The 14,071-nt window shown below is 52.9% G+C and carries 9 protein-coding genes; 2 read left to right on the top strand and 7 right to left on the bottom strand.

Going from position 1 to position 14,071, the window contains the following annotated elements; translation table 11 throughout:
• Window positions 1–38: 38 nt before the first annotated feature.
• Window positions 39–2,123, bottom strand: coding sequence for a 4-alpha-glucanotransferase (gene malQ / locus AACS80_RS17785; RefSeq protein WP_135410767.1), 2,085 nt, complete (start codon window positions 2,121–2,123; stop codon window positions 39–41).
• A 9-nt stretch (window positions 2,124–2,132) separates the two neighbouring features.
• Window positions 2,133–4,526 carry a maltodextrin phosphorylase gene (gene malP / locus AACS80_RS17780; protein ID WP_135410766.1) on the bottom strand — a complete coding sequence of 798 codons (2,394 nt, stop codon included), beginning with the start codon at window positions 4,524–4,526 and terminating at the stop codon, window positions 2,133–2,135.
• 623 nt (window positions 4,527–5,149) lie between these two features.
• On the opposite strand from malP, the gene malT reads away from it, so the two are divergent.
• Window positions 5,150–7,855 carry an HTH-type transcriptional regulator MalT gene (malT, locus tag AACS80_RS17775; RefSeq protein WP_135410765.1) on the top strand — a complete coding sequence of 902 codons (2,706 nt, stop codon included), beginning with the start codon at window positions 5,150–5,152 and terminating at the stop codon, window positions 7,853–7,855.
• A gap of 42 nt (window positions 7,856–7,897) precedes the next feature.
• On the opposite strand, the gene rtcA is transcribed toward malT, so the two are convergent.
• Both rtcA and rtcB read right to left on the bottom strand, forming a co-directional pair.
• Window positions 7,898–8,914: an RNA 3'-terminal phosphate cyclase gene (gene rtcA, locus AACS80_RS17770; protein WP_135410793.1), complete on the bottom strand. Its 1,017-nt coding sequence runs from the start codon at window positions 8,912–8,914 to the stop codon at window positions 7,898–7,900.
• A gap of 3 nt (window positions 8,915–8,917) precedes the next feature.
• On the bottom strand, window positions 8,918–10,144 hold the full coding sequence (rtcB, locus tag AACS80_RS17765) for an RNA-splicing ligase RtcB (protein ID WP_135410764.1): 1,227 nt from the start codon (window positions 10,142–10,144) through the stop codon (window positions 8,918–8,920).
• Between the two features lie 186 nt (window positions 10,145–10,330).
• Between rtcB and rtcR the strand changes: the two genes are divergently transcribed.
• Entirely contained in the window at window positions 10,331–11,929 is a 1,599-nt protein-coding gene (gene rtcR, locus AACS80_RS17760) for a DNA-binding transcriptional regulator RtcR (RefSeq protein WP_138183900.1), read from the top strand.
• Here rtcR and AACS80_RS17755 read toward each other — a convergent pair.
• Genes AACS80_RS17755 through glpE form a run of 3 tightly spaced genes read right to left on the bottom strand, consistent with a single transcriptional unit; the run spans window position 11,911 to window position 13,887 of the window.
• Window positions 11,911–12,669, bottom strand: coding sequence for a DeoR/GlpR family transcriptional regulator (locus AACS80_RS17755; protein ID WP_130209015.1), 759 nt, complete (start codon window positions 12,667–12,669; stop codon window positions 11,911–11,913). The genes rtcR and AACS80_RS17755 overlap by 19 nt on opposite strands.
• A gap of 16 nt (window positions 12,670–12,685) precedes the next feature.
• Entirely contained in the window at window positions 12,686–13,516 is an 831-nt protein-coding gene (glpG, locus tag AACS80_RS17750) for a rhomboid family intramembrane serine protease GlpG (RefSeq protein WP_032223910.1), read from the bottom strand.
• Window positions 13,517–13,560: 44 nt separating this feature from the next.
• A complete protein-coding gene (gene glpE / locus AACS80_RS17745; RefSeq protein ID WP_135410763.1) occupies window positions 13,561–13,887 on the bottom strand; it encodes a thiosulfate sulfurtransferase GlpE in 327 nt (108 codons plus the stop codon).
• Window positions 13,888–14,071: the final 184 nt, after the last annotated feature.

Here is a 14,071-nt window from a genome sequence, read left to right as displayed (position 1 = left end):
AAGACGCGTCAAGCGTCGCATCCGGCATCAACCGCACTCTACTTCTTCTTCGCTACCGCCCTGCGCCGCTTGTCCAGATCCTTAATCAACTTGTTCACCCCATCATCGGCAAACATCGTCTCAAGCGTTGCGGAAAGCTTGCGTCGCCAGTTTTTGTACTGGTAACTGGTTCCAGGAATATTTACCGGTTCCGCCATATCCAGCCAGTCTTCCGGCTGTAGCCCTAACAGGGCGCTGTTGCTGTCGGCAATGTAGCGTTGCAAACCACGATTAAGCGTCGGCGTCATCGCCATCAGCGACGCCTTATGCCCGGTGCGTTTAGGCAGGCAGCCATATTTGTGCAGTGCATCCAGCAACCCCTGCTTCGCCTGCTCACGATCCTGATACAAATCGCGCAACACCTCTTCATCCGGATACAGCCCCAACGTTTTGCCCAGCGTTAAATCACCGCTCTCCCAGTAGCCACGCAGCGTAGGCAGGTCGTGTGTCGCCGCAACCGCCATCGACTGCTCCGGGTACGCTTTCGGCGCGCGGAATGTCTTCTCGTGGTCACTTTCGAAATATAGCACTTTATAGGAGTAAACACCGCTACTGCGCAGTTTACCGACAATCTCTACTGGTACAGTGCCGAGATCTTCCCCTATCACCATGCAGCGATGACGCTGACTTTCGAGTGCCAGAATCGAGAGCAGATCATCCACCGGATAGTGAACATATGCCCCCTGATCCGCCGTCTCGCCATACGGTATCCACCACAAACGCAGCATCGACATCACATGGTCAATTCGTAATGCGCCGCAGTTTTGCATGTTCGCGCGCAGCAGCTCGATAAACGGTTCATAGGCGCGCGCGGTGATAATATGCGGGTCCATCGGCGGCAAGCCCCAGTTCTGCCCCAGCGGGCCGAGGATATCCGGCGGCGCGCCAACCGACGCTTTCAGGCAATACAATTCGCGGTCGCACCAAGTTTCTGCCCCACCTTCTGCTACACCAACCGCCAGATCACGATACAAGCCAATCGGCATTTCATAGCCCTGGCTTATCTCCCAGCAGGCGGCAAACTGGCGGTAAGCCAGCCACTGCAACCAGAGATAAAAATCGATGTCATCGCGATGTTCTTCGCAGAACTGACGCACTTCTGGCGAATCCACGTTCTGATACATCTCAGGCCATGCTGGCCAGCCCCAGCGCATTTCGTCTTCTTTCACTTGCTGGGCATGTAGCGCATCAAAGGCTGCCTGCCAAAACAGGCTATCGCCTTGCTCTGCAACAAACTGGCGAAACGCGGTCATCTGCTCATCATCACGTTGCGCGAAACCTTTCCACGCCATCCGCAATGCTGTCATTTTCAGGGCGGTAACCGTGGAGTAATCTACCCAGCCGGCATCCCGCGCCTGTTGCAGCGTCTGCTGCGTGGTCGGCATGTGCCACCAGGCTTGCGCCTCTTCGCTAAGCTGAAAATCTTCAACAGCGTTGACGTCGATATAAATCACGTTCAGCCAGCGGCGAGAAGACGGGCTATATGGGCTGGCGCTTTCCGGGTTTGCCGGATAGAGCGCATGAATCGGATTCAGGCCGATAAACGCTCCACCACGTTTCGCCACATCCACCAGCATAGCTTTGAGATCGCCAAAATCCCCAATACCCCAGTTTTTTTCCGATCGCAGCGTATAAAGCTGAACGCAAGCGCCCCACAGCTTTTGCTTATTGAGCAATGCCTGCGGTTCGTAGCAGCGTTTCGGGGCGACAATCACCCGGCAATGCACGCGTTGATCTTCCTGGGTGAGTGTCAGCGTGTGATAACCTTCCGGCAGCTTCGTCGGTAGATTGAACGCGTTACCACCGCTCACGTGGCCTTTGTACTGCGCACCTTCTTCGGTGGTCAGCAACCAGCTAAATTCGCCGCTGCCCTCTACCGCCATTGGCATTTTTTTCCCGGAGGTATACACCATGACATTTGGCACTGGTGTTACCGCCACTTTCGTGGCGGCACTTTGATGCATCGCATCAAGCAAACGCCGTTTGGTTTCGGCGCTAATCGACTGCGGTTTTCCGTGGGCATTGATGTAATTGGGGCTGATCCCCGCCGCCAACGCGGCTTTGTCCAGACGTTTGCTTTCCATCGCGCTTCCTTAGCGTTTTGCCTGCCAGATACGAACCTGATAATCACGGATTGAGCGATCCGAGCTAAACATACCGCAGCGGGCGGTATTGAGGATCGCCGCGCGAGTCCAGGCCTCCTGGTCGCGGTACAGCACATCCACGCGTTTTTGCGCTTCGACATAAGCCGCAAAGTCCGCCATCACCAGATACGGATCGCCGCCCTGCTTACCGAGGCTATGCAGCATCTGGTCAAACGCGTGTTTATCGCCATCGCTATATTTACCGCTTTCCAGCTCTTTTAATACCGCATCAAGCACCTTATCTTTCTTCCGCCATTTCACCGGATCATAGCCCTTAGCTTTCAGCGCCTTAACCTGCTCCACGGTATGACCAAAGATAAAGATATTCTCTTCACCGACTTTCTCGGCTATCTCCACGTTTGCACCATCCAGCGTGCCGACAGTGAGCGCACCGTTAAGCGCCAGTTTCATATTGCCAGTACCAGAAGCTTCTTTACCTGCGGTGGAGATCTGCTCGGAGATATCCGCCGCCGGGATCAGCATTTCCGCAGCAGATACACAATAATCTGGCAGGAACACAACCTTCAGCTTGTCGCCCACCTGCGGATCGTTGTTGATCACGTCAGCCACTTTGTTGATCGCAAAGATAATATTCTTCGCCAGGTAGTAGCCCGGTGCCGCTTTCGCGCCGAAGAGGAAGACGCGCGGTACGCGGTCAGCCTGCGGGTTTTCACGAATTTCTTTGTACAACGCCAGAATATGCAGCAGATTCAGGTGCTGGCGTTTGTACTCGTGCAGGCGTTTGATCTGAATATCGAAAATCGCCTGAGGATTAATTTCAATACCGGTACGGACTTTCACAAACTCCGCCAGACGAACTTTATTCGCCTGTTTGATCTCGCGATATTGCTGACGGAATTTCGCGTCATCAGCGAATTTTTCCAGATTAATCAGTTGATCGAGATCGTTAGCCCACTCTTTTTTCAGTGACTTATCCAACAATGCCGCCAGTGCCGGGTTGCACTGTTTGATCCAGCGACGCGGGGTAATGCCGTTGGTGACGTTATGGAATTTGTTCGGCCATAGCTGGTGATATTCCGGGAACAGATCTTTCACCACCAGATCCGAGTGCAACGCCGCCACACCGTTTACCGCAAAGCCGCTTACCACGCACATATTGGCCATGCGAACTTGTTTGTCATGCACCACCGCCAGCTTCGCCCATACCGCTTTATCGCCCGGCCAGGTTTTTTCCACCAGCTTCTTAAAGCGGTTGTTGATTTCGTTGATTACCTGCATATGGCGTGGCAGCAGGGCTTTTACCAGTTTCTCATCCCAGCACTCAAGTGCTTCTGGCATTAGGGTATGGTTGGTATAAGCAAAGGTATTGCTGGTGATTGCCCATGCGTCATCCCAGCTCATCTGGTGCTCATCGATTAGCACACGAAGCAGCTCCGGAATAGCGATAGTCGGGTGGGTGTCGTTCAGTTGAATGACTTCGTAATCTGCCAGCTCGTGCAGTTTACGCCCCGCCAGATGGTGACGACGCAGAATGTCGGCAACCGAACAAGCACACTGGAAATATTGCTGCATCAGACGCAGTTTTTTACCGGCAGTATGGTTGTCGTTTGGATAGAGTACTTTAGTCAGTTTTTCAGCGTCGATGCCCTGTTGTTCAGCTCGCAGGAAATCGCCGTCGTTGAATTTGGTGAGGTTAAACGGATGCGCATGTGTCGCTTGCCATAAACGCAGCGGCTGCGCCACACCATTTCGGTAGCCCAGCACAGGTAAATCCCACGCCTGGCCGGTAATGGTAAATGCGGGCTCCCAACGTCCGTCTTTCGTGACCTTGCCACCAATCCCAACCTGCACGTCAAGCGCTTCATTATGGCTGAACCACGGATAGTTACCGCGATGCCAGTCATCTGGCGCTTCCATTTGTTGACCGTCAACAAATGACTGACGGAACAGACCATATTGATAGTTCAGACCATAGCCTGTTGCGGATTGTCCGACGGTCGCCATTGAATCGAGGAAACATGCCGCCAGACGGCCCAGACCGCCGTTGCCCAGCGCCGGGTCAGTCTCTTCTTCCAGCAGATCTGTCAGGTTGATGTCATAGGATTTCAGCGAATCCTGAACAGCCTGATACCAACCGAGATTTAACAGGTTGTTGCCCGTCAGACGACCAATCAAAAACTCCATTGAGATGTAATTAACATGGCGCTGATTCGCCGTCGGTTTGGCAAAAGGCTGGGCACGCAACATTTCCGCCAGCGCTTCACTCACGGCCTGCCACCACTGACGAGGGGTCATCTCAGCTGCAGAAGTTAAGCCATAACGCTGCCATTGACGTGACAGGGCTTCCTGAAATTGCTTTTCATTAAAAATGGGTTGTGACATAGGAGTTCCAGTTTTCTTAGACATTAAACACAACGTTATCGTTAGTTTGCCAGGCTCCATGTTGACCTTCCTCATCCTACGGGGGATTAGGCGGGGAGGAGTGACGGGGATGAGCAAGAAAATGTGATCGCGAACACTTAAAGGTAGTGCAATCAACTGCAAAAGCATCGGCCCAGTGCCAAAGAGCGCAAAAAAACCGACGATTAACAGTAAGAAAGGGCGTCGCGTATTATCAAAAAGCGGAAAGCCACTCTATAAATTAAGTAAAGCAGCGAAATAGTTTCAGCAATGAAATACCAATCGTGATTCATCTCATTCTTAATAGATTTATTAAGATCATCTTTTTAGATAGACCTTTCATCATGAATTAAGGAAGCATTATTGCTTTAATAACACTATTGAACCACGAGAAAACACCATAAGATCCAGTATCTACGCTGGATCAGCGTAGTTTTAAGATGAAACATTAATAAAGGTTTTGAATTGTGACAGAGTGCAAATTCAGACACATAAAAAACCGTCATCGCTTGCATTGCACAGATTTCTGGCCGACCTTATAACCATTAATTACGAAGCGCAAAAAAAATAATATTTCCTCAATTTCCACAGTGAAGTGATTAACTATGCTGATTCCGTCAAAATTAAGTCGTCCGGTTCGACTCGACCATACCGTGGTTCGTGAGCGCCTGCTGGCTAAACTTTCCGGCGCGAACAACTTCAGGCTGGTGCTGATCACAAGTCCTGCGGGCTACGGAAAGACCACACTCATATCCCAATGGGCGGCAGGCAAAAACGATTTGGGCTGGTACTCGCTGGATGACGGCGATAACCAGCAAGAACGTTTCGCCAGCTACCTGATTGCCGCAATTCAACAGGCCACCAACGGGCATTGCCCCGCCAGTGAAGTGATGGCGCAAAAGCGGCAATATGCCAGTCTATCCTCACTTTTTGCCCAACTGTTTATCGAACTGGCAGAGTGGCACCAGCCGCTCTACCTGGTTATTGACGATTATCATCTGATCACTAACCCAGTGATTCACGAGTCAATGCGCTTCTTTATTCGTCATCAACCGGAAAATCTGACCCTGGTAGTTTTGTCGCGCAATCTTCCGCAACTGGGTATTGCCAATTTGCGTGTACGTGACCAACTGCTGGAAATTGGCAGCCAGCAACTGGCGTTTACCCACCAGGAAGCCAAGCAGTTTTTTGATTGCCGTCTGTCTTCGCCCATCGAAGCCGCTGAAAGTAGCCGGATTTGCGATGACGTTTCTGGTTGGGCAACGGCTTTACAATTAATCGCCCTCTCCGTCCGACAGAATACCCACTCTGCGCACAAATCCGCACGTCGCCTGGCGGGCATTAATGCCAGCCATCTTTCTGATTATCTGGTCGATGAAGTGTTAGATAACGTTGATCTGACAACACGTCATTTCCTGCTGAAAAGTGCCATTTTGCGATCGATGAACGATACGCTAATCACCCGCGTGACAGGTGAAGACAACGGGCAAATGCGCCTCGAAGAAATTGAGCGTCAGGGACTGTTTTTGCAACGGATGGATGATACCGGCGAGTGGTTCTGCTATCACCCATTGTTTGGCAACTTCCTGCGCCATCGCTGCCAGTGGGAACTGGCGGCGGAACTGCCGGAAATTCATCGTGCCGCTGCAGAAAGCTGGATGGCGCAAGGTTTTCCCAGCGAAGCTATTCATCATGCGCTGGCCGCGGGCGACGCGCTGATGCTGCGCGATATTCTGCTTAATCACGCCTGGAGTTTGTTCAACCATAGCGAACTGTCACTGCTGGAAGAGTCGCTCAACGCCCTGCCGTGGGACAGCCTGCTGGAAAACCCACAGCTGGTGTTGTTGCAGGCGTGGCTGATGCAAAGCCAACATCGCTATGGCGAAGTGAACACCCTGCTTGCACGTGCCGAGCATGAGATCAAGGACATCAGAGAAGGCACCATGCACGCAGAATTTAACGCTTTGCGCGCCCAGGTGGCGATTAACGACGGCAATCCGGATGAAGCTGAACGGCTGGCAAAACTGGCACTGGAAGAACTGCCTCCGGGCTGGTTCTACAGCCGCATTGTGGCAACCTCCGTGCTTGGCGAAGTGTTGCACTGCAAAGGTGAATTGACCCGTTCACTGGCGTTAATGCAGCAAACCGAACAAATGGCACGTCAACACGATGTTTGGCACTACGCCTTGTGGAGTTTAATCCAGCAAAGTGAAATTCTGTTTGCCCAAGGGTTCCTGCAAACTGCATGGGAAACACAGGAAAAAGCGTTCCAGTTGATCAACGAGCAGCATCTGGAACAGTTGCCGATGCATGAGTTTCTGGTGCGCATCCGTGCACAGCTGCTATGGGCCTGGGCGCGGCTGGATGAAGCCGAAGCCTCGGCACGAAGCGGGATTGAAGTCTTGTCGTCTTATCAGCCGCAGCAACAGCTTCAGTGCCTGGCAATGTTGATCCAATGCTCGCTGGCCCGTGGCGATTTAGATAACGCCCGTAGCCAGCTAAACCGTCTGGAAAACCTGCTGGGGAATGGCAAATATCACAGCGACTGGATCTCTAACGCCAACAAAGTCCGGGTGATTTACTGGCAAATGACCGGAGATAAAGCGGCTGCCGCCAACTGGCTGAGCCATACTGCGAAACCAGAGTTTGCGAACAATCACTTCCTGCAAGGTCAATGGCGCAACATTGCCCGCGCACAAATCTTGCTGGGAGAGTTTGAACCGGCGGAAATAGTCCTCGAAGAACTGAACGAAAACGCCCGCAGTCTGCGGTTGATGAGCGACCTCAACCGTAACCTGCTTCTACTCAATCAGTTGTACTGGCAAGCCGGGCGTAAAAGCGACGCCCAGCGTGTGTTGCTGGATGCTTTAAAACTGGCAAACCGCACTGGATTTATCAGTCATTTTGTTATTGAAGGCGAAGCGATGGCACAGCAGTTACGTCAGCTGATTCAACTCAATACGCTGCCGGAACTGGAACAACACCGCGCGCAGCGTATTCTGCGGGAAATCAATCAACATCATCGACATAAATTCGCTCATTTCGATGAGAGTTTCGTTGAACGTCTGCTAAATCATCCGGAAGTGCCAGAACTAATCCGCACCAGCCCGCTGACGCAACGTGAATGGCAGGTACTGGGGCTGATTTACTCCGGCTACAGTAACGAGCAAATTGCGGGCGAGCTGGAAGTCGCGGCGACCACTATCAAGACGCATATCCGCAATCTGTACCAAAAACTCGGCGTCGCCCACCGCCAGGCTGCGGTACAACACGCGCAGAAACTGCTGAAGATGATGGGGTATGGAGTGTGAATTTAGCCGGATAACGCGCCAGATCCGGCTGACATCTCTGCATCATTCAACGCTCACTCGCGTTACGCCGTCTGTTTCTATCAGACTGAACCGCACGGGCAAGAAACGCTCCACCACCGCAATATTGGTCAGCAGATGGCATGAGGGATGGGCGACCGTAAATTGTCCCGCGCCCGCCAGCGCCATTGGCAACACTAGCTGGTCAGCAAGATATTCCCCCACCGCCGCCGTACTTGCCAGGTAGCGCTTCACCTCTTTTATCAGTTGTGCCGCGACCACTTCGGCGCTGACGCGCTTTTCACCGACGACGAAAAAGCGTTCGGTAATATTTTCACTTTCGACTTCAAGCGAGACGGTATTACCCGGCCCCTGGTCGCGCGGCAGGTTATGAATATTCTGCTCATGCAGGGAAAAACTCCCCGCCAGCGTAGCGATTTCACGTTCAGCGACATGCCTCGGCACGCCAGCCAGTAACACCTCACCACGCATCCGCGTAATGTTTCCGCGCTCGACAAGTAGCAAGGTGTTAAACGATGTCACGGGCGCGACTTCCGTTGCCACCACCCCGCCTCCGGCAGGATAAAAACCGTGGCGTAATAGTGTGGTTTGCTGATGAATTCCTATTTTCGCCAGCAGCGGCTCCAGCACCCGGCGCATAAAATCCGCAGGCGGGGCCGACGGGTTATCGGTGCCGCCGCTCACTTCTACGCGAGAAGGCTCATCGGCAAACCACAGCGCAGGCAGCACCGTTTGCAGCACCAGCGTACAGCTTCCGGCGCTACCGATAGCAAAGCGGTAATCGCCGCCGCGCACGGTGCCTGGCCGGAAGACCAGACGCTGCGACCCCAGCTCCGCGCCTTCCACCGTTGCTCCGCAAATTTCCGTCGCCGCCTTTACCGCCGTCAGATGCTGGCGCAACAGCCCCGGTTTCGCCCGTCCGGCACGAATGCCGGTGATGGTAAATGGCTTGCCGGTTATCATCGACAGGCTCAGCGCCGAGCGCAGGATCTGCCCGCCGCCTTCGCCCTGTGCGCCATCCAGCGCAATCATCCTTTTCATCATTTATCCTTTTACGCACACCACCTGACGCAGGGTATAGATAACTTCCACCAGATCGCTTTGTGCCGCCATCACCGCATCAATATCTTTATACGCCATCGGGATTTCGTCGATCACTTCGGCATCTTTACGGCATTCCACATGCGCGGTGGCTCGAATTTGGTCTTCCACGCTGAACAGTTTTTTCGCTTTAGTACGGCTCATTACCCGTCCGGCACCGTGGCTGCACGAACAGAACGACTCTTCATTTCCCAGCCCACGGACGATAAAGCTTTTCGCCCCCATCGAACCGGGAATAATTCCATATTGACCAGCACGCGCAGACACCGCGCCTTTACGCGTCACATAGATCTCTTCGCCAAAGTGCTGTTCTTTTTGCACATAGTTGTGGTGACAGTTGATCTCTTCCATCGCCAGCGTTTGCGGCTGTCTTACCTTTTTCTGCGTAATGCTCTGCAACGCCGTTACCACGTTTTCCATCATCGCATCGCGGTTAAGGCTGGCAAAAAGCTGCGCCCAGGCCACGGCTTTCAGGTAATCATCAAAGTATTCCGTACCTTCCATAAAGTACGCCAGGTCACGCGACGGCAACGTTTCAAGCTGGTCCTGCATCTCTTTTTGCGCCAGATCGATAAAGTAAGTCCCGATGGCGTTACCAATTCCGCGTGAACCGGAGTGCAGCATAATCCACACCTGATCCGACTCATCAAGGCAGATTTCAATAAAGTGGTTACCCGTTCCCAGCGTTCCCAGGTGTTTATAATTATTGGTATTGAGGAAACGCGGATATTTTTGTGTTAACCACTGATAACCGGCTTCAAGCTCAGCCCATTTAGCATCGACGTTAACAGGCGGATTTTCCCATGCGCCTTTATCACGACGGCTACGATTATTGGAACGCCCGTGCGGTACGGCAGTTTCAATCGCCTGACGCAGCTCCGCCAGGTTTTCAGGCAGGTCTGCCGCCGTTAACGCGGTACGCAGTGCGTTCATTCCACAGCCAATATCCACGCCCACCGCCGCCGGAATAATCGCCCCTTTGGTCGGGATCACGCTACCAATGGTGGAACCTTTACCCAGGTGTACATCAGGCATTACCGCAATATGTTTGAAAATAAACGGCATCTTCGCCGTATTAATAAGTTGCTGACGCGCATCGGCTTCTACCGGCACGCCTTTGGTCCACATTTTTACCGGGGCATTTTCAGTGGTCAGTAATTCGTAATTCATTTTGCTTTTCTCTTTTCGTTGGTATGTCCTGATAATTGCAACCGTCGTGCCAGAAAATTAAATATGCAGGTTAATTTTTTAATTCATTGTTTTTAAATAGATTATATCTTTACGTCCGTAAACGGAGATTTTCCGCAAAGCCAATTTACCGATAATGAAATATCGTCTTTTATAAGGATATCTAAGATGCGTAAAACAGTGGCTTTTGGTTTTGTCGGCACCGTCCTGGATTATGCCGGACGCGGCAGTCAGCGCTGGTCAAAATGGCGTCCGACACTCTGTTTATGCCAGCAAGAATCGTTGGTCATCGATCGACTGGAATTGTTGCACGACGCCCGATCGCGCTCGCTATTTGAAACGCTTAAACGCGATATCGCCAGCGTTTCGCCAGAAACTGAAGTGGTGAGCGTTGAGATTGAACTGCATAACCCGTGGGATTTCGAGGAAGTTTATGCCTGCCTGCATGATTTCGCCCGTGGCTACGCGTTTCGCCCTGATAAAGAAGACTATTTAATCCACATCACCACCGGCACCCACGTGGCGCAGATTTGCTGGTTTCTGCTGGCGGAAGCGCGTTACCTGCCCGCCCGGCTGATACAATCTTCACCACCGCGCAAAAAAGAACAACCGCGCGGCCCAGGTGAAGTGACGATCATCGATCTCGATTTAAGCCGTTATAACGCCATCGCCAGCCGCTTTGCTGAAGAACGCCAGCAAACCCTCGATTTCCTCAAATCCGGCATTGCCACGCGTAACCCCCACTTCAACCGCATGATTGAGCAGATCGAAAAAGTGGCGATTAAATCCCGCGCACCGATCCTGCTTAACGGCCCGACCGGTGCAGGTAAGTCATTTCTGGCGCGGCGCATCTTTGAATTAAAACAGGCGCGGCATCAGTTTAGCGGCGCGTTTGTTGAGGTGAACTGCGCCACCCTGCGCGGCGATACCGCCATGTCGACGCTGTTTGGTCATGTTAAAGGCGCGTTTACCGGGGCGCGGGAATCGCGGGAAGGGCTGCTACGTAGCGCCAACGGCGGGATGTTGTTTCTCGATGAGATTGGCGAACTGGGCGCAGACGAACAGGCAATGCTGCTGAAAGCCATTGAAGAGAAAACCTTTTACCCGTTTGGCAGCGATCGCCAGGTGAGCAGTGATTTTCAGCTTATCGCCGGAACGGTGCGCGATTTGCGCCAGCTGGTTGCCGAAGGCAAATTTCGCGAAGATCTGTACGCGCGGATCAATCTGTGGACCTTCACCCTGCCGGGCCTACGCCAGCGCCAGGAAGATATTGAACCGAACCTGGATTATGAAGTGGAGCGCCACGCCGCGCTCACCGGCGACAGCGTGCGTTTTAACACCGAAGCGCGGCGTGCCTGGCTGGCCTTTGCGACATCTCCCCAGGCAACATGGCGCGGTAACTTTCGCGAGCTTTCTGCCAGCGTCACGCGGATGGCAACCTTTGCCACTAGCGGACGCATCACTCTGGAAGTGGTTGAAGATGAGATAAACCGTCTGCGCTATAACTGGCAGGAAAGTCGCCCCTCCGCGCTTACGGCGTTGCTGGGCGCAGAGGCAGAAAACATCGATCTCTTTGATCGGCTGCAACTGGAACTCGTTATCGCTATCTGCCGCCAGGCAAAGTCGCTTTCTGCTGCCGGACGACAGCTTTTTGATGTTTCGCGCCAGGGCAAAGCCAGCGTCAATGACGCGGATCGGCTACGCAAATACCTGGCGCGTTTTGGTCTGACGTGGGAAGCCGTGCAGGATCAGCACAGCTCCAGTTGAATATGATGGTCCGTCAGCACCTGCATCACGCCCGCTGGCGGCGGGGCGTCGGTGTAGACAGCATCAACCATGTTGATGCTGCCCATATTGACCATCGCGTTACGGCCAAATTTCGAGTGATCGACAACCAGCATAACGTGACGCGAGTTCTCAATAATGGCGCGTTTGGTGCGAACTTCGTGGTAATCGAACTCCAGCAGCGAGCCGTCGCTATCGATGCCGCTGATCCCCAGAATGCCAAAGTCCAGACGGAACTGAGAGATAAAATCGAGCGTCGCTTCGCCAATGATCCCGCCATCGCGGCTGCGTAATTCGCCTCCGGCGAGAATGATGCGAAAATCTTCTTTTACCATCAACGTGTTAGCAACGTTGAGATTGTTGGTGACAATGCGCAAATTGCTGTGATTGAGCAGCGCGTGCGCCACCGCTTCCGGCGTGGTGCCGATATCGATAAACAGCGTCGAGCCGTTAGGGATTTGCTCCGCCACTTTACGGGCGATGCGCTCTTTTTCTTCGGTCTGGGTGGCCTTGCGATCGTGCCACGGCGTGTTAACCGAACTGGAAGGCAGCGCCGCACCGCCATGATGGCGCAGGATCAGGTTTTGCTCTGCCAGCTCGTTGAGGTCGCGGCGAATAGTCTGCGGGCTGACGGAGAAATGCTCTACCAGCTCTTCGGTGCTGACATAACCCTGCTGTTTAACCAGTTCGATAATACCGTTGTGACGTTGTGTTTGTTTCATTTATAAATCCCTGGAATTATTTTCGTTTTCGCGCATTGAGCGAATCAACAAAAGCCATCGCTAAACCCACGGCTAACCCGGCGATGTGTGCTCCGTTCGCCATCGACATCCCAAACAAATCAAACCATCCGGCGACAATCCAGATCAGCGCGAAGATGATTAACCCACGTTGCAGGTAAATGCCACTTTGCGGATCGCGTTCGCCACGTAGCCAGACGTAGCCCATCAGCGCATACACCACGCCAGAAAGCCCGCCAAACCACGGCCCGCTGAATTTTTGCTGCACATAGCCACTTAACAGGGCGCTAATGAGAGTAATGACAATTAGCTTGCCGCTACCGAGGCGTTTTTCCACCGCGCCGCCGAGATACCACCACCAGAGCAGGTTAAAGAGGATATGCATCAGCGAGAAGTGCATTAACGCGTGGGTGAAGTAACGCCAGAACTCAAATTTCAGTGTTGGATCGAATGGCCAGGCCAGCCATAACATCACTTCCTGATCGCCAAGGATTTGCATGGCGATAAACACCACCACGCAGGCGATCATCATCACCCAGGTCACCGGACCTGCACGCTCACGCAAGGCAGTAAAGAAAGGATAACGGCGATAATGCAGGCCACTGCCGGTATGGCCCGCCTGCCAGCTGGCCGCCAGATAACGCGGATCTGCCGGGTTTTCGAGAAAACGCGCCAGCTCCGCCCGCACGCGCTCGGCCTGGGACTCATCCGCCAGCCAGACATCGCTTTGGTTATGTTGTTGAATCGTGAGGATAACACCCTGCGTCGCCATATAATCTACAAACGCCTGCGCCACGCGGGGGTTAGCAAAAGAGGTAATCATCAACATCGTTGCTGTCGCTTATTCCACACAAAAGGGGACAGTATAAAGCGTTACGCGCCGTACGCCACCTCTGCGGGAAACTGACGCAGCCAGGCTTCAAAGCCGCCGTCAATGCTATAGACCACATCGTAGCCCTGTTGCAGCAGATACTGCGCCGCGCCTTTGCTGCTATTGCCGTGATAACACATCACCATCACCGGTGTGTCAAAGTCGTTATCACGCATAAACGCGCCCAGTGTGTCGTTAGTCAAATGGAAAGCCTGCGCCGCATGCCCCATTGCGAAACTCTGTGGATCGCGAATATCGACCAGCACCGCCTCTTTTTCCTGCAACTTCTGGTGCGCGTCGGCAACGTTAATACATTCGAACTGATCCATGCGTCTCTCTTTCTTTACAAACAAGTGGGCAAATTTACCGCACAGTTTACGTCGAAGCGGCAGATAAACGCCATAATGTTATACATATCACTCTAAAATGTTTTTTCAATGTTACCCAAAGCGCGATTCTTTGCTAATATGTTCGATAACGAACATTTATGAGCTTTAACGAAAGTGAATGAGG

Source organism: Escherichia sp. E4385, from assembly GCF_963883145.1.
Taxonomy (GTDB): Bacteria; Pseudomonadota; Gammaproteobacteria; order Enterobacterales; family Enterobacteriaceae; genus Escherichia.
This window is presented reverse-complemented; position numbering and strand designations above follow the sequence as displayed.